The organism is Pseudonocardia alaniniphila (assembly GCF_022524485.1).
GTDB lineage: Bacteria > Actinomycetota > Actinomycetes > Mycobacteriales > Pseudonocardiaceae > Pseudonocardia > Pseudonocardia alaniniphila.
Window position 1 is genome coordinate 1 of the sequence record NZ_JAKXMK010000011.1, and the last position, 25,212, is coordinate 25,212.

Below are 25,212 nucleotides of genomic sequence, written 5' to 3' on the forward strand. Positions count from 1 at the left end.
GCCAGAAGGCGTGGTCTGTGGTCTCGGTGTCGGCTGTGCGTCCGTTGGTCATCGTGCTCACTTCTCCTCCAGATGTTTCGTGTCAGATCGTCTTTCTGCGTGCGTCTCCCTCCGCCGGTGTCCACCGGCGTGATATGGGGACCTCGTCACGGCTCGCGACCGTTCATCCGGGGGCCGTGTATGCGTTTCAGCGTCACATTCGGGCCACGCCCATCGCACCCGTGGAAGTCTCTGGCGTGTCGTCCCGGGTGCCGGCCCCGTGCACCCGGGACAACACACCGCTGGGGGGCGGATGACCTGCAGGGCCCGTAACGCGGGCCCGGGCGTCACGTCTGGTTCTGGTAGGGCAGGTCGGCCGCGGTGAGACCTTCGAGCGCCATGCCGAAGGGGACGTCCTGGAGGATCCGGCGGCGCAGGTTGGCGTTCAGCGTCTGCTTCTGCAGGGCGCGGTAGAGCGCCGGTTTCGCGGCGAGGCCACGTGCGATCTGCACGCCACGCTCGAGGGCGTGGTCATGGGCGACCACCTCGCTCACGACGCCCCACTGCAGGGCTGTCTGCGCGTCGATCTGCTCGCCCGTCCAGAGCAGCCACTTGGCACGGGCCGTTCCCGCGATCTCCTCCCAGACGACCTGCACGCCGTCGCCGCCGGTGATGCCGAACTCGGGGTGTGGGGAGTCGCCGTACGTCGCCCGCTCCGAGGCGATGTGGATGTCGGCGACGAGCAGATACTCGGAATGGACGGTCGCGGGGCCGTTGGCGACGCCGACCACGGGCATCGGCAGCTCGATCAGACGCTGGAGCACCTTCGAGCCCTCGCTCCGCGTCTTCTCCCATGCGGCAGGCTTGAAGATCTCCCCGAGGCTCGGCCCGTCGATCTGATCCATGAACGCGTCGCCGGTGCCGGTGATGACCAGGGCCTTGTTGTCCCTGTCCAGCGAGATCTCTTCGAGTGCAGCCGGGAAGTCCTGGTGGGTCCGGCCGGTGAACACCACCGGGCCCCCGTTGGTGTGGAAGCGCAGCAGGAGCACACCCTCGCTGTCTCGCCCGAAGGCGAGGTTGTCGTATTTGTCGAAGTACTCGGGGGTGGCCAACGTTGTCTCCTCTGTGCTGGGCCATCTGGCAGAGGCACGATCGGCGGCGTCGCGACTCGATCGAACCCGTGAAAGTCCCGGGACCCGTGCGGCGTCGGCGCCATGTGACGGCTCGTTGCCGGGCATACGTGACACCCGTCTCGCGAGACTGCCGGGCACCCGCAAGCGCTGGTACGAGGCCCGGCGGTCGGAGCCGCCGCCGCCGTGCCCCGGCGCGGCAGGGCCGACATGTGGCGGTCCGCATGACGGCGTGCGGATACTCGGTAGGTGGCTCGTCGAAGACACACACTGGTGGTGTGACCTGTTGTTACGTGACCGGCACAGCGAGCGCGGCACGCTCGACCGGCTGTTGGAGGCCGTTCAGTCGGGTGAGAGTCGCGCGCTGGTCCTGCGCGGCGAATCGGGTGTGGGCAAGACGGCCCTGCTCGAGTACATGGCCGAGCGGGCGACCCGGCGCGGGCTCTTGGTGGCACGGGTCGTCGGTGTCCAGTCGGAGATGGAGCTCGCATTCGCCGGGTTGCACCAGTTGTGCGGGCCGATGCTGGACCGGGCCGAGCGGCTGGCCGGGCCGCAGCGCCGGGCGCTGTGCACGGCTTTCGGGCTGAGCGACGGCCCTGCCCCGGATCGCTTCCTGGTGGGGCTGGCCGTGCTCGGCCTGATCGCCGAGGTGGCCTGCAAGCGCCCGCTGGTCTGCGTCGTGGACGACGCCCAATGGCTCGACCACGCCTCGGCCCAGGCGCTGGCCTTCGTCGCGCGCCGGCTGGAGGCCGAGTCGGTGGCGATGGTCTTCGCTTCCCGGCTCCCCGACAAGGTCGTGGAGCTGGAGGATCTGCCGGAGCTCGAGGTCACCGGGTTGGCCCCGAACGAGGCGCGAGCGCTGCTGGGCGAGGTGGTGCGCGGGCCTGTGGACGACCGGGTTCTCGACCGGATCGTCGCCGAGACGCGGGGCAACCCGCTGGCGCTGCTGGAGCTGCCACGCGGGCTGACGTCCGCGCAGCTGGTGGCGGGGTTCGGCTTGTCGGGTGCGCAGGCGCTTCCGCGGCAGATCGAGGAGAGCTTCCGGCGACAGGTTGCCACGCTCGATGCCGAGGCCCGGCAGCTGCTGCTGGTGGCCGCTGCAGAGCCGGTCGGCGACCCGGTCCTGGTGTGGCGTGCAGCCGAGCGGCTGGGAATCGGCTCCGCAGCGGCGGCGCCGAGCGTCGCCACCGGGCTCGTCGAGATCGGCACGGTGGTGCGGTTCCGGCACCCGTTGGTGCGGTCGGCGATCTACTGGGCGGCGTCGCCGGAGGAGCGGCGCAACGCGCACCAGGCGCTGGCGGACGCCACCGATGCCGAGACGGATCCCGACCGGCGAGCCTGGCACCACGCGCAGGCCGCGTCCGCTCCGGACGAGGTCGTCGCCGCGGAGCTGGAGCGATCGGCCGATCGGGCGCAGGCGCGTGGCGGGCTGGCCGCGGCGGCCGCGTTCCTGGAACGCGCGGCCGAACTGACTCCTGAGCCGTCGCGCCGGGCCGACCGCACCCTCGCCGCGGCTCAGGCGACGCACCACGCAGGGATGCCCGATGCGACCCGGCGGTTGCTCGCCCTCGTGGAGGCGCTCCCACTGGACAAGCTCCAGGCCGCTCAGATGGACCTGCTGCGCGCCCGGATCGCGTTGACCGTGAACCGGGGCCGGGAAGCCCCGCCGCTGCTGCTCGGCGCCGCCAAACAGCTCGAGCCACTCGACGTCCGGCTGGCCCGCGAGACCTACCTGGACGCATTGCTGGCGACGATGTTCGCCGGCGCGCTGGCCGACGACGGCGTGCGCGCCGCGGCCGAGGCCGCCCGTGCGGCGCCTGCACCCGTGCAGCCCCCGCGCGCGCCCGATCTGCTCCTCGACGGCCTCGCGATCCGCTTCACGGACGGTTATGCCGCGGGAGTGCCGATACTCCGGCAGGCCCTGTGTGCTTTCCGCAGCCCGAAGCTCTGTGCGTCGGAGCTGCATTGGCTCTGGCTCGCCCACATCACGGCCGGGAACCTGTGGGACGAGGCGACGTTGGAGACGTCGCGCCACCTGGAGCTCGCCCGGGATGCGGGCGCGCTCACCACGCTGCCCCTCGCCCTGACCTCACGTATCGGCTCGCTCGTGTACCTCGGCGAGCTCGCCGAGGCCGCCGGGCTGCTCCAGGAGGTGGAGTCGGTGAGCGCGGCGACCGGGATCCCCGTCGCGCCCTACGGCGCCCTCTTGCTCGCTGCCTGGCGCGGCCGGGAAGCCGATGCGTTCCGGCTGATCGAGACCACCACCGAGGAGGTGCTCCGCCGGGGCGAGGGTTTCGGGCTGATCATCACGGGTGCCGCGGACGCGTTGCTCTGCAACAGCTTGGGACGGTACGAGGACGCCTACGCCGCGGCGCGGCGGGCGAGTGAGTACCCGCCGGTGATGGGAGTGGAACCGTGGGGCGTGCTGGTCGAGCTCATCGAGGCGGCCACCCGGGGCGGGCGGCCCGAACAGGCTGCAGGAGCTCTGGAGCAGCTCGTCGAGACGACCCGGGCCAGCGGCACGGACTGGGCGCTGGGGATCGAGGCGCGCTGTCGTGCGCTGATGAGTGAGGCCGGTGGGGCCGAGGACGCCTATCGGGAGGCGATCGAGCGGCTGGGCCGGACCCGCATCAAGGGCGAGCTTGCGCGGGCGCATCTGGTGTTCGGCGAATGGTTGCGCCGGGAACGTCGGCGGTTGGATGCGCGTGAGCAGTTGCGGATCGCTTTCGAGTCGTTCTCGGCGATGGGGATGGAGGCGTTTGCTGGGCGTGCGGCTCGTGAGTTGGGGGCGACCGGGGAGACGGCGCGGAAGCGGAATGTGGAGACCAGCAGTGAGCTGACCGCTCAGGAAGCGCAGATCGTCCGGTTGGTGCGAGAGGGGTTGTCGAACCCGGAGATTGCGGCACGGTTGTTCTTGAGTCCGCGCACGGTGGAATGGCATTTGAGCAGGATCTTCGGGAAGCTCAACATCACCTCCCGCCGCCAGCTGCGCAGCCGCGCCTACCAGTCGCTGTAGCGCGGTGCCCTCGCCTCAGCCGGACGAGGCTGCCGTGATCGAGTGGCGTCGCGCGGCAAGCAGGCCGTCGAGGCTGTACCGCCCGCCACCGACTGCCGCCACCAGCAGCGCGACCACCGCGATCAGGCCGACGAGCTCCCAGCCGCCCTGATCGACGAACACGCCGTTGCGGACGTGGACGATGATCAGTGCGCCCAGCATGTCCAACGCGACCAGGCCCGCGGCCACCGTGGTGACGAGCCCGACGAGCAGCAGCAGGCCGCCGCCGAGTTCGGCGACCATCGCGTAGATCGCGGAGACGGTCGGCAACGGGACGCCCATCGATCCGAAGGCCGCGCCGGTGGCGCCGATGCCGTCCGTGAGCAGCTTCTGGAGGCCGTGCGCGACGAGCACGACGCCGAGGAGGACGCGGGCGACGAGGACGGCGATGTCATCGGCAGGACGGGACAGGGTCATGGGATCTCCGGGTTCGATCGGGCTCTCGACTGGTGGAAGGGCGCCGACGCGCCCGGTGTGCGGACCGGCCCTCCTTCGTCAGCGCACGCCGACAGCCGGCGTCTCCTCACGCATGCGCAGCAGGTGGGCCACGCTGTAGCGCCCCGGCCCGGTGGCCGCGATACCCAGGAGGCCGGCGCCGAGCACGCCGACGAGCTCCCACCCGCCGTCGGCGACGAAGATGCCGTTGGGGATGTGCACGAAGACCGCGGCACCCGCCATCGTGATGAGCTCCAGTCCTGAGACCAGGAGCGTGGCCACGCCGGCGATCATCAGCATGCTGCCGGCGAACTCGACGACCGTCACGAACGACGCGGAGATGATGGCGAGCGGGATGCTCATGTTCTCGAAGCCCCGGGAGGTCTGGCCGATCCCGTCGATCGCCAGCTTCTGGTAGCCGTGGGCGAACATCACGACGCCGATCACGACACGAGTGATCAGCAGTACCCAGTCGCGTGCGGGTGCAGGGAGAGATCGGTACATCGGGGAGCTCCAGGAGGCACTCGGTGATCGGCCCCGACTCCGGGGCGGGGTAAGTCAATCGAACGGGATGGCTCGAACTGCCCCGTTCGGGTGGCTACGCGGCGGCCGAACGACGGAGAGCGACGAGCAGTAGGCGTAATGCAACGGCCATTTCACCTGGTCGTGTTCGGTCAGTCACCCCTCGTGCGATGCCGTTCGGCGCTCGTCATCTCGGCGACCGCGAGGGCGGCCGGGAGCCCGCCTTCGGCGCATGGTCAATACCTGCCCCGCGGGCCCGGCGGGAGCCCTGCGCCCGCCCCGTGATCGTTCGCCTCGTACCTGGCCGGATGGGCGGGGACAACTGTGGAGAGTCCGCTTTTGCGGGTCCATCTCTATCGACCTTCCGCAGATGCGGTGGTTCCATGGCGTTCTGGGTCGTGGCGGCGAACCAGTCTGATTCCAGCGAGGAGGACGATGATGACCCTGGCGTTCGAGGCACCCCGCATCCAGGAGGTCGTGGGATCGCTCAGCCGCAAGATGCTGATCAACGGCGAATGGGTCGATGCGGCGTCGGGTTCGACGTTCGACAGCGTCAACCCGGCCACGGAGGAGGTGCTCGCCTCGGTGGCGCACGGTCAGGCGGAGGACGCCGACCGGGCCGTACGTGCGGCGCGTGCCGCGTTCGAGGACGGTTCGGCGTGGCGCAAGATGCCCCACGGGCAGCGCGGCCGGATCATCCACAAGCTCGGTGACCTGATCCTGGACCACCTCGAGGAGTTCGCACTCCTCGAGTCGTTGGACAACGGAAAGCCCTTCGCGGTGGCCAAGGCGGCGGACGTGCCGTTGGCGGCCGACATGTTCCACTACATGTCGGGCTGGACGACCAAGATCGAGGGCAGCACGCTGCCGATCTCGGCGCACGACCCGGACGCCTACCTCGGGTTCACCCTGCGGGAGCCGGTCAGGGTGGCGGCGCAGATCATTCCGTGGAACTTCCCGTTGCTGATGGCCGCGTGGAAGGTGGCCCCCGCGCTCGCGGCGGGGTGCACGATCGTCCTCAAGCCCGCCGAGCAGACGCCGCTGTCGGCGTTGCTTCTCGGTGAGCTGGCGATGCAGGCGGGGCTGCCGCCGGGCGTGCTCAACATCGTCACCGGCTTCGGTGACGCGGGCGCGGCACTGGCCGCGCACCCCGACGTGGACAAGGTGGCGTTCACCGGGTCCACCGAGGTGGGCAAGCAGATCGTGCAGGCAGCGGCGGGCAACCTGAAGAAGGTCACCCTGGAGTTGGGCGGCAAGTCGCCCAACGTCGTCTACGCCGACGCGGACATCGAGAAGGCCATCGCCGGATCGGCCAACGCGATCTTCTTCAACCAGGGCGAGTGCTGTGTCGCGGGCTCCCGGCTCTACGTCGAGGAGTCGGTGTATGACCAGGTCGTGGAAGGCGTTGCCGAGCAGGCCCGCAACATCAAGGTCGGCAACGGGCTCGACGAGTCGACCATGATGGGCCCGCTGGTGTCGTCCGAGCAGTTCGACCGGGTGACCGGCTACATCACCTCGGGCCGCGACGAGGGCGCGAACATCATCGGCGGTGAGCGGGTGGGCGACAAGGGATACTTCGTGGCCCCGACGATCCTCACCGGCACTCGCGAGGAGATGAAGGCCGTTCAGGAGGAGATCTTCGGTCCGGTCGTGGCCGCCGCGCCGTTCAACGCGGACCGCGACATCCTGCCCACCGCCAACAACACGAACTTCGGGCTGGGTGCCGGGGTGTTCACCCGCGACATCGGCAAGGCCTACCGCACCGCCCGGCGGCTGCGGGCAGGCACGGTGTGGGTCAACACCTGGAACGTGTTCGACGCGACCCTCCCGTTCGGCGGCTACAAGGAATCCGGGTGGGGCCGGGAGATGGGCCAGGCCGTCTTCAACAACTACATGGAGACCAAGACGGTGATCACCGACCTGAGCTGATTTGTCAGCGGGTGGTCGATGCGCGGGACAGGTCCTCCACGAAGTCGAGGGCCGATGCGGTGGTCGCCCGGCGCCAGCTGAACAGCACGGCGTCGAAACCGGTGTGCCGGGCGGCCTCCGAGTCCAGCGCTCGTGCGATGGTCGCCAATGTCTCGCGCTGCTGGGCGAGTACGGGGGCGGGGTCGCCGCGGCGGCGGTCCAGCAGTGCGAGCTTGACCAGGAAGTGCGAGCGCATCTCCCGGACGTGCTCGACCGGGGTCTGGAGCCACTTCTCGGCCTCGCGATGGCCGAGCGGGGTGCTCGCGTACACCGTGCGTTGCGGCCCGGCCTCGGACTCCACCGCATCGGGCCGCACCATTTCGGCTTCGAGCAGCCTGCCGAGCGCGCGGTACACGACCGGGCGAGGAAGGTGCCAGACCCGTCCGAGCTCGCCGTCGCGGGCCGTCAACGCGGCCACGGCGAATCCGTGCACCGGTCGCTCGTCGATCACGCTGAGCACGATCCACTCGGCCAGACCGAGATGCATCGGCTCAGCCTAGTGCCGAGGAAACGCGACACCGGACGACCTCGCCCGGGAGGTTCGTCCGAGGCTAGTCTCAGTGATACTAGTGGCCATCGTTCCCCGCCTCGGGAGGCCTCATGTCATCAGCGGAGACAGCGTGGACGGCGCTGCCGCATCCGCCGGAATACGTGCCGTCGACGTGGGCGCGCGGTCGATCTGTGCACGAAGTGGCCGGGGTACTACCGGACGGAACCGTTCACTACGCCCCGATCGGCGTGGTGATCGGCGACGGGCCGGTGGTGATGTGCCACCTCTGCGGGGAGTGGTTCCGGTCGGTGCTGGCGCACCTGCGTTCCCACGGCTGGAGCCAGGAGGCCTACCGGACGGCGTTCGGTCTCGAACGCGGGCAGCCCCTGGAGGGCACCTCCACCCGGGAGCGCCGGGCGGCCGCGCTGACCGTCCGCAGGTCGACCGATCCCGCGATCCGTGAAGGGTGCGATGTCGGGATGCGCTGGGCGAAGTCCGGCGGGTTGAGCAGGGCCGCAGCGCTGGCGGCACGCGGCAGGCCGCAGCCCGAGCAGCGCCGTCGCAAGACGCTGGCCACGCTGGCGGCGATCTCCCTGGAGAAGCGGGCCGCCGCCACCCGCCGGTACGCGGACGAGCGGCTGCGCGAGACGGCCACGGCCGCGGCGCAGCGCCTCGGGTTCTCCGACATCGGCACGCTGGTGCGTGAGCGCATCCGGGACGGTTCCAGCCTCGCCGCGATCAGCCGTGCGGCCGGCCTGCACAAGGACTGGCTCAGCCGGCACCTCGCCGCGGTCGACCCGGAGGCCGCCGCAGCCGTCGACGACGAGGTGCGTGGCAGGCGCCGGGCCCGCTGGGATCAGTCGTGGCTGCCGGTGGTGGAGGCACTCGGGTTCCCGGACGTCGCCGTCTACCTGGAGGACCGGCACCTGCGCAAGCACTGGACGGTGGCGGCGATCGGCGTCGAGGTCGGGATGTCGCGTCCCGCGGTCGAGTCCGCGATGCGGCGCCACGGGATCGATCGGCACCTGCACGCGACCTCGCGGTCACGCACGCAACGCCGGGCAGATGCCATCGCGCACCGCTTCGGCTTCGACAGCATCGACGACTATCTGTCGGCCCGTCGCGCCGAGGGCCTGTCGTGGAAGCGGATCGCCCACGAGTGCGACGAGGCGGAGACGTGGGTGCGCAGGCGCGCCGGACTCTGCTGAGTCGCCGGGCGGGCGACCGCCCGCGGCAGCGGCGGAAATGACGGACGGGCCCGGGATGCCGTGCGGCACCCCGGGCCCGTGCCCCGGTGGGTCAGCTGTTGGTGCTGTAGGAGTGCGCTCCGGTGCCGGCGAGCTTTCCGGCGTCGACGATCAGGTACTCGTCGCGGATCGGCGTGCCGGAGAAGTGCGACTCGAGGATCTCCCGGGTGCCCGCTGCGTAGCGCGCCTGCGCCGACAGTGACGAGCCCGAGATGTGGGGGGTCATTCCCTGGTGGGGCATGGTCCGCCACGGGTGGTCGGACGGAGCGGGCTGCGGGTACCAGACGTCACCGGCGTACCCGGCGAGCTGGCCGCTCTCCAGGGCGCGCACGACCGCGTCCCGGTCGACGATGAGCGCGCGGGCGGTGTTGACCAGGTAGGCCCCGCGGCGCATCTGCGAGAGCAGCTCTTCACCGAACATGCCCTGCGTCTCCGGGTGCAGGGGTGCGTTGATGGTGACCACGTCGCAGTGCGGAGCCATCTCCTGCGTGGTGGCGTGGTAGGTCAGGCCCAGCTCCTCCTCGACCTCGGCCGGCAGGCGGTGCCGGTCGGTGTAGTGCAGGCGGACGTCGAACGGGGCGAGGCGGCGCAGCACGGCGAGCCCGATCCGCCCTGCGGCGACCGTGCCGACGTCCATCCCCTCGAGGTCGTAGGAGCGGGCCACGCAGTCGGCGATGTTCCAGCCGCCCTTGCGGACCCACTCGTGCGACGGGAGGTAGTTGCGCACGAGCGAGAGGATCATCATCACGACGTGCTCGGCGACGCTGATGCTGTTGCAGAAGGTCACCTCGGCGACGGTCACACCGTGCCTGATCGCCGCGTCGAGGTCGACGTGGTCCGAACCGATGCCCGCGGTGAGCGCGAGTTTGAGGTTGGGGGCCTTCGCGATCCGCTCCGCCGTGAGGTACGCGGGCCAGAACGGCTGGGAGATCACGACCTCGGCGTCGGCGAGGTGGCGGTCGAACTCCGAGTCGGCACCCTCCTTGTCGGAGGTGACCACCAGTTCGTGGCCGAGGCCTTCCAGGTACTTCCTCAGCCCGAGCTCGCCCGACACGCTGCCCAGCAACTGTCCCGGCGTGAAGTCGATGCCTGCCGGAGTAGGAAGCGTCTGTCCGTCCGGGTAGCGCTCCAGCACGGGAAGAGTGTCGCGGGCGTAAGTGGACGGATAACCGTCGACCGGGTCGTCGTACAGGACGCAAAGCACCTTCGCCATCGTCATCTCCTTGAATGTCGGGATTTCCCTTTCTGCAATAACAGTGCTGGATAGCAGGGGAGCCCGGCAACAGTGTCGAGGACGATTCTCGCTATGACCTCATTCATCGCGTCGATCGTCCGAGGCCGGAGCGTTCGGGGGTGGGGAGGCCGCTCGGCGAGCGCGGCGAGGCGGGTGCACCCGCTGTGACGGAACGGCCCGCGCTTCGCCGTAGAAGCGGAGTAAACACCGAATCACGACCGAATCTGCGGTGTCACAGAGATCGGTGCAGCCCGGCGGCACTGCTACCGGAGGTGGTCCCGCCCTGCTGCCGCGGGCCGAACGGGCGGCGTGAGCCTGCGGCCAGGCGCAGCGATGGCGCCGCGAATGCGTCCGATCGCGCGCTAGTTACAGTGATACTAGTGAAGGTTCGACCGGTACACGCGTAAAGCAGGGGGAGTACAGGTGTCGTCGGACGTGCCCGCGGTCGAGAAAGCCATCCGGATCCTGGAGCGCCTCGCCGCGGAGTATCCACGTCCGGTATCCCCGGCAACGCTCATCGCCGACCTGGCCCTCAATCGCAGCACCTGCTACGGAATCCTGGCCACATTGCGTGCCCAGGGATGGGGCGCCTCGCCCGAGCGGGCAGGCTGGACGCTCGGGCCGCGGCTGCTCACCCTCACCCGTACCGGCGAACACACGGCTGAGGTCGTGCGTGAGGAGCTCGACGAGCTGAGCCGGCGGCTGGGCGCCGTCACGGTCGCCGTCGTGCCGGACGGCTCCGGGGAGTTCGTCGTCGTCGCCACGGGTGAGTGCACGCAGGGGGTCAGGGTCAGCATCGGGATCGGTGATCGGCTGCCGGAGCCCGCCACCGCCGTGCGCCAGGTCGTCGCCGCATGGGGCGTGCCGGGTGCGGCGTCGAGACATCGCCTCCCGCCGGAGATGCGCGATCACGGTGAGGGCCTCACCCGGGTACGCGCGGACGGGTTCGGGCGCAGTGCCGGGGCCGCCGACCAGCCGCATGGCGTCGCCGCGGCTGCCGCGTTCGACGCCGACGGCCGCGTTCGCATGATCGTGACGGTGCTCGCGATGCCCGACCGGAAGCCGGACGAGGAGATCGACAGGATCGGCCGCGCCGTTCGTGACGCCGCCGTGGCGATCAGCACCCGTACCGGCGGGGTGTCACCGACCTACGACGTGCGGAGCGATCCGCCGGTTTCGGGGATCGGCAGGTGAAGCCGGTGCGCCACCCGTGGATCAGACGGTGGCAGGCCGCAGCGCTCCCCAGAGGGACCGCGCGACCCGCACCGCGAGCCGCTCGAGCAGGGAAGCCGCAACAGCGACCAGCACCGCGGTGAGCATCTCAGTCATCGCATCCGCCTTCCGAGGAATTGCTCCAGGATCGGTGGCGGTGATGAGCATTGGGCGCCGGTGGACTGGATGTCCGGTAGCGAGAAGATGACGAGCGCGTTCAGACGCGGGTCAGTAGCCGTTGTGCCAAGAGCTGGGCCCCGGTGGCCCCCACGGCCGCGGTGAGGGCGATGGCCCACTGGTGAGGAAGGAGCGGCCGGGAACCGACCACCCGGCTCACACCGGGTACCTGGACCGCGACCGCCAGCAGCACCATCGAGCCGGCAACCGCGGCGGCCACCAACGGGGTGCGCCCGCGCACGGCGAGCGTCTGCCCGAGCTGGGCGCCGACGAGCGCGACGAGCCCTGTCGTGCTCGCCTGCCCGGCCGTGCTCACGGGCCGGGCCAGCAGCCACGCGATGCCAGCGGAAGTCGCCGTGATCGCGGCCCGGACCTGGATGCCGCGGGTGAGCGCGCCGCCCAGGGACTGTTCGGGGCCTTCGGCGAGGAGCTGCTCGGGCGTGGCATCGGCGGGTGGCCGGACGGCGACGGCCATGGCGGGCAGGACGTCGGTGAGGAGGTTGATCAGCAGCAGCTGCCGTGCGTTGAGGCCACCGTTGCTGCCTGCGATGCCGGTGGCGAGCGTGTAGGCGATCTCGCCGAGGTTCCCGCCGAGCAGGATGGACAGCGCGTCGCGCACCGAGGTCCACATGCCGCGGCCCTCGACGATCGCGTCGGTGATCGTCTCGATCCGGTCGTCGGTGACCACGACGTCGGCCGCCTCCCGTGCGGCCGCGGTGGCCCTGGCGCCCAGCGCGATGCCGACGTCAGCGAGGCGGATGGCGGGCGCGTCGTTGGTGCCGTCGCCGGTGACGGCCACCGCGAGACCGCGCTGCTGGTATACCTGGACGATGCGGGCTTTCTGAGCGGGGGTGACGCGCGCGAAGACGGCCGCGCGCGGCAGCGCTTCGACGAGCTGGGAGTCCGTCAGCTCCTCGAGCTCGGCGCCGGTCATCACCGTGCGCCCGTTGAGTGCGTCGAGCTCGCTCGCGATCGACTGCGCCGTACTCGGGTGGTCTCCGGTGATCATGGCGATCTCCACACCGGCGGCGCGCAAGGTCGCGACGCTCTGGGCAGCGGTCGGCCGGACGGGGTCGACCAACGCGACGAGCCCGCGGAACTCCAGCTCCGTGACGTCGTCCTCGGTCAGCTGGGTCCGGTCCGCGATGCGCCGCTGGGCCACGGCGAGCACGCGGTGTCCTTGCAGGGCCAGCCGGTGCACCTCCTCGTCGATCGCGGCGCGGGTCCGCTCGTCGAGCGGCTGGGTCTCGCCGTTGCGTCTGCGGGCGCTGCAGAGCGGGAGGACGACCTCGGGAGCGCCCTTGAGGCTGATCCGCGTGCCGGTACGGCCGCGCCACAGGGTGGCGTGGTAGGCCCTGCGGGACTCGAAGGGGAGCTCGTCGAGCTGCTCGACGACCGCGTGACCGTTCTCCGCGCTCACCCCGAGCGTGCGGGCGCCGCGCAGCACCGCCCGGTCGGTCTGGTGGGTGACCTGGTGGGGGTCGGCCCGGAACGGGCTCGCCCGCACGGCGGTGGCGATGACGTCCTGCAGGTCGGGGCGCAGCGGTTCGTCGACGCTCACGGTGTCGGTTCCGTCGGACACCTGCCGCAGGCTGATCCGGCCCTCGGTGAGCGTGCCGGTCTTGTCGAAGCAGAGCACGTTGACCCGTCCGAGAGCCTCGATCGTCGATGGGTTGCGGACCAGGGCTCCGCGGGCGGACAACCGGCGCGCTGCCGCGAGCTCGGCCACCGTCGCCACGAAGGGCAGCCCTTCCGGTACTGCGGCCACCGCGAGGCTGACGGCGCGGGTGAGCGCGATCCCTGCCGGCCGTCGGCGCAGGAGGTCGGACACCACCAGCACGACCCCGGCACCGATCGAGATGGGAAGGGCGCGGGCGGTGAGCTTGCGCAACCGGATCTCGACCCCGGTCGGCGGCGCCTGCTCGCCGTTCTGACGCATGGCCCGGCCTGCCTCGGTGCGGTCACCGGTCGCGACGACCACCGCGTCGGTCCGGCCGACCGCGACCACCGTGCCCTCGTAGAGCATGGAGTTCCGGTCGGCGATGGCCCGGGCGCTCGTCGCGCGGTTCGACTTCGCCACCGGCACCGACTCGCCCGTCAGGGACGACTCGTCGATCTCCAGGTCATGGCCGGTCAGCACGCGGGAGTCCGCCGGTACCGCGTCCCCGGCCTGCAGCCGGATCACGTCGCCCTCGACCAGCTGGTCGGCCCGCAGCTCCACATCGGACTCGCCGCGCCGGACGTGGACGCGTGCCGCGCTGCTCTTCCGGAGCGTGCGGAGAGCCCGCTGTGCTCCGACCCGCTGCACGCCGCCGATCAGCGCGTTCACCGCGAGCACCGTGGTGATCAGCAACGGGTCGAGGATCGAGCCGGTCGCCGCCGAGACACCGGCGCCTGCTGCGAGCGCCGGGGTGAGCGGGTTGGCGAGCTCCTCCAGCGACGCTTTGGTGATCCCGACATCGTGCTGCTCATCGATGGCGGGCCGGTCGCGCTGACGCAGGTGCGACTCGTGCTCGCTGAGCCCGGTGCGGGCGCTGTGCAACGACTGCAGCACGGCGCGCGCCGACATCGCGTGCCACGGCGTGCGGTCCGCGGGTATCGGCCCCGGCCGCCTGGCCAGCGAGATCCCCGACCAGGTACCGAGGCCGAGCGCGACCAGTGCGGCTGTGTGCACGGGGATCGCGGCCCGCCCCGCGGCGCCGGTCGGAGGTCCGAGGACGGCGAGGAGTCCTCCCAGTCCCGACCCCCCGACGGCGAGCTGGGCGGACCGGTGACTGATCTGCTGAGCCACCCCGATCGCGTCCAGCAGCAGGCACACCTCTCCAGCCGTCCGCGTGAGCACGTCCGCGGTCCACGGCGGGGGTTTCCCCGGCCCGACCACGCCGATCCCGACGTCCGCGGCGACGAGCGCGGTGCGATGGTTCCGGCTGACCACGGCGACGACGTGGCCGCCGGTCTGCAGTGCCCGCACGGAGTCCGTCAGCGTGGCCCCGCCGGGTACGGCGCCGTCGAGCTCCAGGCGTCGCGAGAGCGCGCGGGGGCCACCGACGAGCACGAGGCCGGCCCGGGAGGCCGCGGCCACCACGGACTCGGCAAAGGGGTCCAGCGCGGGCGAGATGCCGATGACGGCGACCGGTTCGCTGCCGCGCCGCAGGGTCAGCACCGTGGACGACCGGCGCCCGAGCGAGGCGGCGACCTCGCCCAGCCGCCCTGCCGGCTCCGGTTCGGCCGGCTCGACCGACCAGCCCTCGTTCGTCCGCGCCCGCAGCGGCCTCCGCAGGTCGACCAGGTCGTGGGCCCGCTCGACGAGCTCGGACAGCCCGGACCCCGGCTCCTCCGCGAGAGGCACCACGTCGTCCACGGCCTGGCGGCCCGTCAGCAGGACGTCCTCGTCCAGAACAACCGTGTCGACGCGGTCGAGCCGGCGCAGCACGTTCCGGTCGAGGACGAGCGTGCCTTTCGCAGCGGCATCGCGGCCGAGCTGAGCGGCGAACCCCTCGCGGCCCGACCGTGCCGCCTTGGGGGCACCGAGAGCGAGCGCGGTGGTCGCGAGCGGCACGGACCGTGTGGCGGCCAACAGCGCGGCGGCGCCGCCGAGCGCGGCCAGCGGCGTGAGGTCGGCGACCTTCTCGACCGGCCCCGGCGGGATCGGTGCGGGGCGCGGGCCCACCGGTCGTGGCATGGCTCGATGGGCGCCCTCGTGATCGGCGAGCGCGTCCTCCCACACGGCCCAGGCTCGCCGGCGCGCCTGGCTCTCCTGGTAGAGGACGAAGCGCTGGCATGCGTCGACGAGCAGCCCGAGCGGGCGCTTGCCGAGCCCGTTGGACAACGCTGCTCCGGTGCTGAGCAGCGCGTCGGCCGCGGGTTCACCCACGGCTCTCGCGACGTAACCGCGTAGCCGGGGGGAGGCGTCGATCAGCGCGAGGACCGACGCAGGCAGCGCGACCGGTGCGGCGGGTACCGCCCGGCCGACCGTCGTGTAGACGAGCGCGGCGGTGTGGATGCCCAACAGGGCGGCCTCCTGCAGCGCGCGGCGGGCGTTCCCCGGATGTTCCTGGCGCGTGTACGGCTCCGACGAGAGCCCGTTCTCCTGCTCGACGTCCGCCACGAGGTCCAGTGCCTCGGACACCGGGAGCAGGTCCGGGTCGAACTCGACCATGACGTGGCCGAGAGCCGCGTTGACCTCGGCGCGGCAGACGGCAGGGTGCTCGGCGAGCTGCTCCTCGACGGCCGCGGCGACGGCGGCGTCGCTGGTGTGCACCCCGCGTAAGGGAACGTGCACCCGGCCCGGCGCCACCGTCGTGGCGTCGGAGGTAGCGGCGTAGGCCAGTTCGGCCAGCCCGTTCGCTGCGCCGAGGACGGTGCCCACTGCGCCACCGGCAAGGTTGAACACACTCTGCAACATCTGCCCTCGCACGCAACGGACGAGCCACGGCTTCTGCCGCGGCTCGTCGCTCCAGGGATCAGGTCAGTTCCGTGCCCTCGCCGTGCGCATTCCACCTACCTGTGGACCGTCGCCCCGCGGCTCGGGTTTCCCCTCTCCCCGGGCGGCCAGAGCGCTTCCGATACCGATGGCCGCCGCCACCGGCCATTCGATCGCTCCGACGACCGCGGTGGCCGCCAAGCCTCCGAAGAACAACAACGTCTTCGGCGGCGGCAGAACGGACAGCGCCTTTCGTCCGGCCGAGTCGAGATCCTCGCGGGTCGGCGGACGCACCCCCGGCATGCGGATCTCCGGCATATGGATCTCCGGCATGTGAATATCCGGAACCCGGAACTGGGCGGTCATGAACGGCAGGTTGACCGTGGCCGACCGCTTGCCCTCGAAGCGGCCTTCGGCCGGACGGTCCGGCCGCACCTCCCTCGTGAGACCGCTGGTGCCACCAGCGGAGATAGTGCCTGCGGGCTTTCCCGGCGACCGCGGCGCGCCGGTGCCCCTGTCTGCGGTCCTCGGCCTGCCTGCCACGGCCCCTCCTCGCTTCGCGCGCTGCTCGAGATGGAATCAGAGCGTTACCTGGGTGGCGAGGGCGCAAACGTCGTATTGACGGATCAGGGCCGATTGACCGCGCGGGTTACGACGGTCGTCGGATAATGATCGAAGATTGATCGCTTTTGCCTGGTTCGTCCCTCGCTGAGGTTGGCGGGATCGGCAAACGGTCATTTCATGGAGGGCAGGCAGGGGACGGCGTAGTCATGAAAGGGGCGCCAGATGGGCACGGGAGCGAGGAGTGAGGGCAGCGGTGACAGCGAGGACGATGCGGTGCCCGTGGCCCCGGACCGTCCCGTCGTGGACGGTCGCACGATGTCGCCCGAAGAGCTCCGGGAGGAGGTCGAGGAGCTCCGCGACGAGCGTGTGGCGCACATCGAGGAACTGCGCGCCGAGCTCGGCGACACCGTCGAGGAGCTCGCTTCGCGCTTCGACGTCTCGGCGCGGGTGCAGGCCAGGAAGGACGAGACGGTCGCGGCGGCGCTACGGCAGGTCGACGAGCTCTGCCGCCTCATGACGGGCAAGGTCGCGGACGTGCGCCGATTCGTCCGGGAGAGGCCGGGCGCGGCGGCTGGGGCGGCCGTCGCCCTCCTGCTCCTGATCGTGCTCCGCAGGCGTCGGCGCAAGGCTCGGGCCGTGAGTCCCGAGGAGGGCTGATCGACCCCAGGGGCGGCGCCGGGCGGTGGCGGTGCTTTGCGAGCATGGCGATCATGAGCGCGCAGCCGGGCATCTTCGCCCTCGGTACCCCGGAGCACGGGTACCTGGAGTTCGATCTTCGGCCCGGGGCACGTGCGGTCGATCTGGTCACGGCGGCTGCGGGGTTGGTGGGGCCGCTGTCCACCACCGGCGGCGTCAACCTGGTCGTCGGTCTCCGCCCCGAGCTCTGGGCGGAGGTGGCGGACCGGGCCGACGTACCCACCGGAGCCCGTAGCTGGCAGGAGGGTGTCGTCGGCCCGGACGGATTCACGATGCCCGCCACCCAGCACGACGCCTGGTTGTGGCTGGCAGGTGGCGACCGCACCGCCGTTTTCGACAACGGCCGCGCGGTGATCGAGGGCCTGGCGGCGGTTGCCGTGCTGCGCCGGGAGACGGCCGGCTGGCTGTATCGCCACGACCGCGACCTCACCGGCTTCATCGACGGCACCGAGAACCCGTCGCTGCTGGAGGCGCCCGAGGTCGCGCTGGTCCCTGACGGATCGCCCGGGGCGGACAGCAGCGTGGTCCTGTTCCAGCTGTGGGAGCACAACACCGACGGGTGGGAGGGACTGGCGCAGGAGGATCAGGAGCGGGTGATCGGCCGGACCAAGCCCGACAGCATCGAGCTCGACGACGACGTGAAGCCCGCCGACAGCCACGTCGCACGAACCGTGCTCGAGGTCGACGGCGTCGAGCTGGACATCTTCCGTCGCAACGTCGCCTACGGGACCGTGTCGTGTCACGGCACGGCGTTCGTCGGCTTCAGCTTCGACCAGTGGCGGCTCGAGGAGATGCTGCGCCGGATGGCGGGCGTGGGCGACGGGGTCCGCGACGCGCTGACCCGCTACACCCAGCCCGTCAGCGGCGGGTACTACACGGTTCCCGCGATCACCGCACTTGCCCGGTTCGCGCCTCCCGAGGACGACTGACGGACGCCTCGGTCAGTGCCGTTCCTGGGCCGCGACGAGAGCCGCCAGTGCGGCCACGATCGTGGTCTCGGCGTTCGCCCTCGTCACGCCGAGGCCGGAGAGCAGTCCCTGGCCGTCCTCGACGTCCAGCAGTGCGAGCAGGATGTGCTCGGTGCCGACGTAGTCGTGGTCGAGGCGCAGCGCTTCCCGGAACGTGAGCTCCAGGACCTTCTTGGCCTGGGAGTCGAACGGGATGAGGGCGGGCACCTCGGCGGCCGCTTCCGGAAGGGCTGCCGTGGCGGCCTGTCGCACGGCCTCCAGCGAGACGCCCTGCGCGACGATCGCCTCCGCGCCGATCGAGTCCGGCTGGCCCAGCAGTCCCAGCACCAGGTGCTCCGGCCGGATCTCGGCGTTGCTCGCCGCCCGTGCCTCGTTCTGGGCGCCCACCACCACGAACCGCGCCCGAGGCGTGTACCGGCCGAAACCCTGGCTCGGATCGAGATCGTTCGCCTCACCCGGTGCCTTCGGCATGAACCGCTTCTGGGCCGCCTGCTTGGACACGCCCATGCTCCGGCCGATGTCGGTCCAGGACGCGCCGGAGCGCCGTGCCTGGTCGACGAAGTGGCCGATCAGGTGGTCGGCCACTTCGTCGAGGGCGCCGGCCACCACGACGGCGCCCTCGAGCTGTTCGAGAGCACCGGTGTGGGCCTTCTTGATGGCGTCGATCAGGTCGTCGAGCCGAACGGGGTTCGTCATGCGGACGGGATTCGTCATGCGTCAACCCTAAGTTGACGATCGCCCTATCGTCAACCTGAGGTTGACGATCCTTCGTGATCGACTACCCGCGGGGACAGCCCGGAGCGAACAGCGCATCCTTACCCGATGACGGGGCCGAAGGACGAGGAGCCGGTGTTCGACGTCGAGCGCCCGGTAGAGGCGACGTCCGACATCCGCCCCGGGCGGAGCCATACGGTGCGCCGGGTGCTGGGGCGCACGGTCAGCAGCGCGTGGGAGGACGACCTCTTCAGCGAGTCGGCATCCGCGGCGTTCTGGCAGACGTTGTCGCTGCCGCCCCTGCTGCTCGGCCTGTTCGGACTGCTCGGCTACACCGGCGGCTGGTTCGGTCCGGACACCGTCACGGCCGTCCAGCAGTGGATCATCAACCTGACGAGCGGGGTGTTCAGCCGCAACGCTGTGGACCAGATCATCGTGCCCACCGTCGCGGACGTCCTCACCACCGCTCGCGGCGAGGTCGTCTCCTTCGGGTTCGTGCTCAGCTTCTGGTCGGGTTCGTCGGCGATGGCCGCGTTCGTCGACGCGGTCACGCGGGCGTACGGCCAGTACCAGCTGCGCAACCTCGTCTGGCAGCGGATCCTCGCGATCCTGCTCTACCTCGTGGGCCTTGCCATCGGCATCGTCGTCCTGCCGATCGTCGCGCTGGGGCCCGACCGTCTCCTGCCGCTCCTGCCCGACACGTGGGAACCCGTCGCGGCGCTGGTGCTCGGCTCGCTCTACTACCCGGTGATCGGAGTCGTGCTCATGCTCGCGCTCACCACGTTCTACAAGATCGCGCTGCCGCTCAAGCCGCCGTGGTACCGCGGTCTGCCCGGCGCCGTGCTGGCGGTCGTGGTGTTCTTCGTCAGCGCCACCGGGCTGCGCTTCTACCTCGACTGGATCACCAGCACCGGATACACCTACGGCGCTCTGGCGGCGCCCATCGCGTTCCTGCTCGGCATGTTCTTCATCGCGCTCGCGATCGTCCTGGGCGCGCACCTCAACGCGGCAGTGCAGTCGCTGTGGCCCGCTCCGCTGCGCCGGCGGGGCAGGCCCGCCGAGCAGCCGGAGGCGGCGGAGGAACTCGCCCGCGCGATCCGCGCCGCTCCCGAAGCTGCTGCGGCTGTCCTGAAACGCCTCGGCTACGCGGTCACGCCCGACGTCCGCAAGGGCTGACGCTGTGCCGGATCAACGGCCGGATCGTGCTCGGAGGCGGCTGGTCGCCCTCTCGGTCATCGCCAGCCAGGTCTCCTGCTGCAGCTTCGCCACGCTGTCGACCATCGAGCAGAAGAGCGTGACGGGCCGCCAGGCCAGGTCGATCCCCACCGCGAGGGCCCTGAAGGGCTCCATCGGCACGGGCCAGTCGGCTCCGTGGGACGTCCCGGTCTGACCTCCCGGCCGTCCCGCGGGGCCGGGCGGACCGGGCTCGCCGCGCGGGCCTCGCTCGCCCGGTGCTCCCCGCTCGCCGGGGGGTCCTTGGTCGCCGGGTGTGCCGGCAGGTCCCGGCTCCCCGCGGGGGCCGGGTTCGCCCTGTTCGCCGCGGGGTCCTTGCTCGCCGGCGGGGCCTTGCTCGCCGGCGGGGCCCTGCTCGCCCTGTTCGCCGCGGACCTGTGCGCTACGGGCTGTCGTCCCCGCCGTTCTGGCGGTGCCGGCCGGTTGAGCTGCCGCGCGTTGCGTGCGCCGCGGCGATGATCTGGACCGCTGCCCCTCTGCCGGCTGGTCCGGGTCGGTGCCTCGGCGGTCAGGCGACGATTCCTCTGCCACTGCGCTCCTTCGTTCCGATCGTTCGGCCGGACACCCCACTGCGTGGCCGGATCTCGATGCCGCTCTTGATAGGTATCCCAGGCAAGGATCGACAATTCAAGCGATCAGAGTCGGAACATCACATCCACCACTGTCTCGAACATGCGTTCGAAGTTGTCCACCGGGTTGTCCACAGCTGTGGAGTGCCCGACCGGCAGGATGGGAGAATGAGCATCGTCCGCTGGGGAGTGGTGGGACCAGGCCGCATCGCGGCGAAGGTCGTGGCCGACTTCGTGCATGTGCCCGGGGCCGAGGTCGTCGCGGTGGCATCGCGCTCGGCCGAGCGGGCCGAGGCCTTCGCCGACGCCCACGGCATCGGCCGCTACCACGCGTCCTACCGCGCCATCGTCGAGGACGACAGCGTCGACGTCCTGTACATCTCCACTCCGCACCCGCAGCACCGTGCCGTGGCGCTGGCGGCTATCAAGGCGGGCAAGGCGGTGCTCGTGGAGAAAGCGTTCACGGTGACGCCCGCCGCCACCCGGGAGATCGCGACCGCGGCCACCGACGCCGGGGTCTTCGCGATGGAGGCCATGTGGACGCGCTTCCAGCCCGCCGTCGTGCGGATGCGGGAGCTGATCGCCGAAGGCGCGATCGGCGACGTCCGCGGCGTGCAGGGGGAGTTGGGGGTGAACGCTCCCACCGACCCGCTGGACCGCTACTACAACGCCGCGATCGGTGGCGGCGCCCTGTTCGACCTCACCGTCTACCCGATCTCGTTCGCGCAGATGGTGCTGGGCACGCCGGACACGGTCGCCGCCCACGGCACGCTCGATGCCGCGGGTGTGGACATCGAGGAGGCCGTGCTCCTCGGCTGGGCCGACGGGCGCACCGCCTCCCTCTTCTGCTCGCTCCGCTGCGCCACCCCGGGGCAGATGCGCGTGTACGGCACCGAGGGCTGGATCGACGTCCCGCCACGCTTTCACCACCCCGACACCGTCGTGCTGCACCGCACCGAGCGCGGCCCGCAGGAGATGACGCTGCCCCACACCGGGGGCGGCTATGCGCATGAGCTGCGCGAGGTCACCGACTGCATCCTGGCGGGGCGCAAGGAAAGTGCCGTCATGCCACTGGCCGACACGGTCGCGGTGCAGGACGTGATGGGCGAGGTCGCCGACCGGCTCGGCATGCATCCCCAGGAAGGTCCCGCCGAGCTGTAGGGCAGCCGTACCGCCCGCCCGGATCCCGCTGACCGGGCTCGGCGCGCGGTTGTCGCGCATGATCGTCGCGTGCAGATGCGGATCGGTCTCGTCACCATCGTCGTCGAGGAGTACGACCCCGCGATCGCGTTCTTCGTCGACGTGCTGGGCTTCGAGTTGGTGGAGGACTCGCCGTCGTTCACGAACGACGGAAGGCCCAAGCGCTGGGTCGTCGTCCGGCCGCCGGGCACCCAGACAGGGCTGCTCCTTGCCCGCGCGGACGGAGACCGTCAGGCCGGCGCCGTGGGGAACCAGGTGGCCGGCCGGGTCGGGTTCTTCCTCCAGGTGCCCGACTTCGACGCCACCTTCACCCGGATGACCTTGGCGGGCGTGGAGTTCGTGACCTCACCCCGCACCGAGGCCTACGGCCGTGTCGCCGTGTTCCTCGACATCGCAGGCAACCGGTGGGACCTCCTCGGGCCGGCCTGAGCACAAGTGCCGAGGAAACGAGGTCGTCTTACCCGCCTCCGACGACAGCGCAGCCCAGGCAGCGCCTCGCGGCGTTGTCGTTCGGCGCCGATACAACAGCGGTATCGGCGCCTCCTCCGCCTTGCGATCGCCCGGGTGCGGGTGTCCCGCAGGGACACCGCGCCTGGACACCGGATCCGGGCAAGGAACCCCGTTTCCGCGACACTAGCCCCGCGGACGGACAGGAGATGTCGCGCGGCCGCAGGCGGTGTCCCACACTGCCGGGATGCGGGAGATGCGTGTGCTGCGGTTGGTGGTCCACACGCGGACGCGGGAGCCGGTGCTCCTGCTCGGCGAGATCGACGGCGACCGCTGCCTGCCGGTGTTCCTGCACCGCGCCCCGGCGGAGGTGATCGCGGCCGGGCGCCGGACCGAGTCCGACCCGCCGCTCACCCAGGACGTGCTCCTGCCCGTCGTCGCGGGTCTCGGGCACCGGCTCGACGGCGCGGAGATCACGGAGTTGCGTGACGGCCGCTTCTCCGCTGCCCTCGTGTTCGACTCGAGCACCCGGGTGCAGGTCCGGCCGAGCGACGCACTGGCCGTCGCGGTGCGGTACGGGCTGTCGATCGGCGTCGCCGACGAGATCCTCGACGACGTCGGTCAGCCGATCACCGACCTCTTCCCCGACGGCACGGACGCCCCGCCCGACCAGCAGCTACGCGACTTCCGGGAGTTCCTCGACGACGTGTCACCCGATGACTTCGGCAGCGCGGGCCGCTGACTCCCGCCGGACGTAGATCGCTCCCAACCCGGCCGCGACAAGGCATGCCAGCGCTCCCAGTATCAGTCCGGCACGCCCCCCGAAGTGTCCGCTGACCAGGCCCGCGATCGGGCCGCCGATCGGGGTGGACCCGAGGAACGCGACGGCCCACAGCGCCATCACCCGCCCTCGCATGTGCGGGGCGGCGGTCAGCTGCAGCGTGCTGTTGCCGGTGGACTGGAAGGCGACGCTCGCCGCACCGACCAGGGCCATGCCCAGCAGCGCCACGAGCAGTGTCGGGGAGAGCGCGACGAAGAGCATCGCCACGCCGAACGCGACGGCGCCGACCACCATCGACCGCATTCCGGTGCGGCCACGCGCAGCCACGTAGAGCCCGCCCACGACCGCGCCCACACCCATGGCAGCGGTCAGGAACCCGTAGGTGCGCGCGTCTCCGGCGAACGTCTCGCTGGCGACGATCGGCAGCACCACCTGGAACTCGTACGCGAGGCAGCCGACCAGCGCCATCATCAGCAGCGGGACCGCGAGCCGCGGGGTCCGCTTCACATAGCTGAGGCCCTCGCGCAGCTGCCCGGGCGCCCGCGGCGCCGGTGTCGAGGGGCTGAGCTTCGAGACGTCGAGCCGGGTGAGCGACACGACGACCGCGACGAAGCTCGCCGCGTTGAGCAGGAAGCACAGGCCGATGCCGCCGGTGGCGATCACGATGCCGGCCACGGCCGGACCGACCGCCCGGGCCGAGTTGACGAGCACCGAGTTGAGGCTGACCGCGTTGCGCAGGTCCGTCGGGCCGACCATCTCCAGCACGAACGACTGGCGTGCGGGGTTCTCGAAGCTGTTGTTCAGTCCGAGCAGGACGGCGAGGACGTAGACCTCCCACAGGCGGACCGCTCCGGTGATGGTCAGCAGCCCGAGCAGCAGCGCGAGCACGCCCATCATCGACTGCAGGCCGATCATCAGCTTGCGCTTGTCCATCCGGTCGGCGATCACGCCGCCGTAGGGGCCGAGCAGGAGCGTGGGCAGGGTCTGCAGCGCGACGACCACGCCCAGCGCGGTGGCCGAGCCCGTGAGCTGGAGGACCAGCCAGGACTGCGCGATCGTCTGCATCCAGGTGCCGACGAGCGAGATCGACTGGCCGGTCAGGTAGCGGCGGTAGTTGCTGTTGGACAGGGACGCGAAAGTCTGTCGGCGCAGCGCATACAGGGGGGCGAGTGCCCGCTCGCCGACTACGGTCATTGAGACTCCTTGCGTGGATTGTGTGGGGAGCACTGGTCTGCGAGTGACTCCAGGGCCGGTAGGGCGGCGAGCAACTCGGCCGCGCTGGCCTCGGACAGCCCGGTGAGTCGTTCTCTGAGCAGCTGGGTGCGTTCGTTGCGCACACGCAGGTGCTCCGCGGTGCCGGCGTCGGTGCATTCGACGTGGGCCACTCGCCGGTCGTCGGGATCCGTGCTGCGCCTGAGCAGGCCGCGGTCCTCCAGCTTCGCGACGATGCGCGACAGCATGGTGGGGTTCACACCCTCGGCGTCGGCCAGATCGGACAGCCGTACCGACCCGAGTCGGGAGACCGTGGCCAGCACGGATGCCTGGGTGCGGGTCAGTGAGGCGCCTCGGGACTGGCGGTCGAGCAGGCGCGCGATGCGGGACAGAGCCACCCGGAGCCTGATGACGTCGTCGTTGTCGAAGGTCTGCGTCATGTCGCCCCCTCATGTAGTTGCCTGCCAACAAGCAACTATACTCCTCGGGTGACCCGAGCGTTGATCGCGGCCGGAGCGTTGTTCGTGGACGCCGCAGAGCGCGTGCTCATCGTCGAGCCGACGTACAAGGAGACGTGGGAGATCCCGGGCGGGATGGTCGAGGACGGCGAGACACCCCGTGAGGGATGCGTGCGGGAGCTGCGGGAGGAGCTCGGCCTCGACCTGGCGCCCGGTGCGCTGCTGGTCGTCGACTGGGCCCCGCGCGAGGGTGTCAGCCGGGTGCTGTTCGTCTTCGACGGCGGTGTGCTGGACGACCGGCAGATCGGTGCGATCAGCCTCCCGTCCGACGAGCTGGCCTCGTGGACCTACGTCCCGCCCGGCGAGCTCGCTCCCCGGCTGGCTCCGTGGCTGCATCGCCGGGTCGTCGCGGCGCTGGGGGCGAGGGCGGCAGGCGAGACCTGGTACCTGGAGTACGGCGTCCGAGCGGGTTGACCGATGGGGCCGACGGCGGACGTG

General features: G+C 71.0%; 22 protein-coding genes. 11 read left to right on the forward strand and 11 right to left on the reverse strand.

Translation table 11 applies throughout. The annotated features are described in order from the left end of the window. Positions 1-326 precede the first annotated feature (326 nt). Positions 327-1,091 carry an enoyl-CoA hydratase/isomerase family protein gene (locus MMF94_RS13755; RefSeq protein WP_241036787.1) on the reverse strand — a complete coding sequence of 255 codons (765 nt, stop codon included), beginning with the start codon at positions 1,089-1,091 and terminating at the stop codon, positions 327-329. A 304-nt stretch (positions 1,092-1,395) separates the two neighbouring features. On the opposite strand from MMF94_RS13755, the gene MMF94_RS13760 reads away from it, so the two are divergent. Next, positions 1,396-4,125, forward strand: coding sequence for an ATP-binding protein (locus MMF94_RS13760; RefSeq protein ID WP_241036788.1), 2,730 nt, complete (start codon positions 1,396-1,398; stop codon positions 4,123-4,125). 15 nt (positions 4,126-4,140) lie between these two features. Here MMF94_RS13760 and MMF94_RS13765 read toward each other — a convergent pair whose 3' ends face one another. Both MMF94_RS13765 and MMF94_RS13770 read right to left on the reverse strand, forming a co-directional pair. Beyond that, entirely contained in the window at positions 4,141-4,581 is a 441-nt protein-coding gene (locus tag MMF94_RS13765; RefSeq protein ID WP_241036789.1) for a DoxX family protein, read from the reverse strand. Between the two features lie 78 nt (positions 4,582-4,659). After that, entirely contained in the window at positions 4,660-5,103 is a 444-nt protein-coding gene (locus MMF94_RS13770; RefSeq protein WP_241036790.1) for a DoxX family protein, read from the reverse strand. 456 nt (positions 5,104-5,559) lie between these two features. Between MMF94_RS13770 and MMF94_RS13775 the strand changes: the two genes are divergently transcribed. Then, positions 5,560-7,050 carry an aldehyde dehydrogenase family protein gene (locus MMF94_RS13775; protein ID WP_241036791.1) on the forward strand — a complete coding sequence of 497 codons (1,491 nt, stop codon included), beginning with the start codon at positions 5,560-5,562 and terminating at the stop codon, positions 7,048-7,050. Between the two features lie 4 nt (positions 7,051-7,054). Here the strand turns inward: MMF94_RS13775 and MMF94_RS13780 are convergent, their stop codons facing one another. Then, on the reverse strand, positions 7,055-7,576 hold the full coding sequence (locus MMF94_RS13780; RefSeq protein ID WP_241036792.1) for a PadR family transcriptional regulator: 522 nt from the start codon (positions 7,574-7,576) through the stop codon (positions 7,055-7,057). A 113-nt stretch (positions 7,577-7,689) separates the two neighbouring features. On the opposite strand from MMF94_RS13780, the gene MMF94_RS13785 reads away from it, so the two are divergent. Next, a complete protein-coding gene (locus MMF94_RS13785) occupies positions 7,690-8,787 on the forward strand; it encodes a MucR family transcriptional regulator (RefSeq protein ID WP_241036793.1) in 1,098 nt (365 codons plus the stop codon). 91 nt (positions 8,788-8,878) lie between these two features. Here the strand turns inward: MMF94_RS13785 and MMF94_RS13790 are convergent, their stop codons facing one another. Further along, the gene (locus tag MMF94_RS13790; protein WP_241036794.1) at positions 8,879-10,039 is read right to left on the reverse strand and encodes an NAD-dependent formate dehydrogenase; all 1,161 of its coding nucleotides are present in this window, start codon (positions 10,037-10,039) and stop codon (positions 8,879-8,881) included. A 444-nt stretch (positions 10,040-10,483) separates the two neighbouring features. Between MMF94_RS13790 and MMF94_RS13795 the strand changes: the two genes are divergently transcribed. After that, entirely contained in the window at positions 10,484-11,254 is a 771-nt protein-coding gene (locus MMF94_RS13795; protein WP_241036795.1) for an IclR family transcriptional regulator domain-containing protein, read from the forward strand. Between the two features lie 235 nt (positions 11,255-11,489). Here MMF94_RS13795 and MMF94_RS13800 read toward each other — a convergent pair whose 3' ends face one another. Together MMF94_RS13800 and MMF94_RS13805 are read right to left on the reverse strand one after the other, a co-directional pair. Then, complete coding sequence (locus MMF94_RS13800; protein WP_241036796.1) at positions 11,490-15,854, reverse strand: cation-translocating P-type ATPase; 4,365 nt, start codon at positions 15,852-15,854, stop codon at positions 11,490-11,492. A 63-nt stretch (positions 15,855-15,917) separates the two neighbouring features. Next, positions 15,918-16,415, reverse strand: a complete 498-nt coding sequence (locus tag MMF94_RS13805) for a hypothetical protein (protein ID WP_241036797.1) — start codon at positions 16,413-16,415, stop codon at positions 15,918-15,920. A 243-nt stretch (positions 16,416-16,658) separates the two neighbouring features. Here MMF94_RS13805 and MMF94_RS13810 point away from each other — a divergent pair, with 243 nt between their 5' ends. Both MMF94_RS13810 and MMF94_RS13815 read left to right on the forward strand, forming a co-directional pair. Then, positions 16,659-17,093, forward strand: a complete 435-nt coding sequence (locus MMF94_RS13810; protein WP_241036798.1) for a DUF3618 domain-containing protein — start codon at positions 16,659-16,661, stop codon at positions 17,091-17,093. A 53-nt stretch (positions 17,094-17,146) separates the two neighbouring features. Beyond that, positions 17,147-18,061, forward strand: a complete 915-nt coding sequence (locus MMF94_RS13815) for a Dyp-type peroxidase (RefSeq protein ID WP_241036799.1) — start codon at positions 17,147-17,149, stop codon at positions 18,059-18,061. A gap of 12 nt (positions 18,062-18,073) precedes the next feature. Here the strand turns inward: MMF94_RS13815 and MMF94_RS13820 are convergent, their stop codons facing one another. Beyond that, positions 18,074-18,814, reverse strand: a complete 741-nt coding sequence (locus tag MMF94_RS13820; RefSeq protein WP_241036800.1) for a Clp protease N-terminal domain-containing protein — start codon at positions 18,812-18,814, stop codon at positions 18,074-18,076. 108 nt (positions 18,815-18,922) lie between these two features. Between MMF94_RS13820 and MMF94_RS13825 the strand changes: the two genes are divergently transcribed. Continuing rightward, positions 18,923-19,990, forward strand: coding sequence for a YihY/virulence factor BrkB family protein (locus tag MMF94_RS13825; RefSeq protein WP_241036801.1), 1,068 nt, complete (start codon positions 18,923-18,925; stop codon positions 19,988-19,990). Between the two features lie 12 nt (positions 19,991-20,002). Here MMF94_RS13825 and MMF94_RS13830 read toward each other — a convergent pair whose 3' ends face one another. Next, on the reverse strand, positions 20,003-20,170 hold the full coding sequence (locus MMF94_RS13830) for a hypothetical protein (RefSeq protein ID WP_241036802.1): 168 nt from the start codon (positions 20,168-20,170) through the stop codon (positions 20,003-20,005). A gap of 614 nt (positions 20,171-20,784) precedes the next feature. On the opposite strand from MMF94_RS13830, the gene MMF94_RS13835 reads away from it, so the two are divergent. From MMF94_RS13835 to MMF94_RS13845, 3 genes are all read left to right on the forward strand, one after another. Next, positions 20,785-21,777: a Gfo/Idh/MocA family protein gene (locus tag MMF94_RS13835; RefSeq protein WP_241036803.1), complete on the forward strand. Its 993-nt coding sequence runs from the start codon at positions 20,785-20,787 to the stop codon at positions 21,775-21,777. Positions 21,778-21,852: 75 nt separating this feature from the next. Continuing rightward, positions 21,853-22,245, forward strand: coding sequence for a VOC family protein (locus tag MMF94_RS13840; RefSeq protein WP_241037100.1), 393 nt, complete (start codon positions 21,853-21,855; stop codon positions 22,243-22,245). Positions 22,246-22,510: 265 nt separating this feature from the next. Next, positions 22,511-23,005 (forward strand): bifunctional nuclease family protein, encoded by a 495-nt coding sequence (locus MMF94_RS13845; protein WP_241036804.1) that lies wholly within the window; start codon positions 22,511-22,513, stop codon positions 23,003-23,005. Here MMF94_RS13845 and MMF94_RS13850 read toward each other — a convergent pair. Continuing rightward, positions 22,973-24,238 carry an MFS transporter gene (locus tag MMF94_RS13850; RefSeq protein ID WP_241036805.1) on the reverse strand — a complete coding sequence of 422 codons (1,266 nt, stop codon included), beginning with the start codon at positions 24,236-24,238 and terminating at the stop codon, positions 22,973-22,975. The genes MMF94_RS13845 and MMF94_RS13850 overlap by 33 nt on opposite strands. Further along, positions 24,235-24,696: a MarR family winged helix-turn-helix transcriptional regulator gene (locus MMF94_RS13855; protein ID WP_241036806.1), complete on the reverse strand. Its 462-nt coding sequence runs from the start codon at positions 24,694-24,696 to the stop codon at positions 24,235-24,237. The genes MMF94_RS13850 and MMF94_RS13855 overlap by 4 nt, the downstream gene beginning before the upstream one ends. A gap of 48 nt (positions 24,697-24,744) precedes the next feature. Here MMF94_RS13855 and MMF94_RS13860 point away from each other — a divergent pair, with 48 nt between their 5' ends. After that, on the forward strand, positions 24,745-25,188 hold the full coding sequence (locus MMF94_RS13860) for an NUDIX domain-containing protein (RefSeq protein WP_241036807.1): 444 nt from the start codon (positions 24,745-24,747) through the stop codon (positions 25,186-25,188). Positions 25,189-25,212 lie beyond the last annotated feature (24 nt).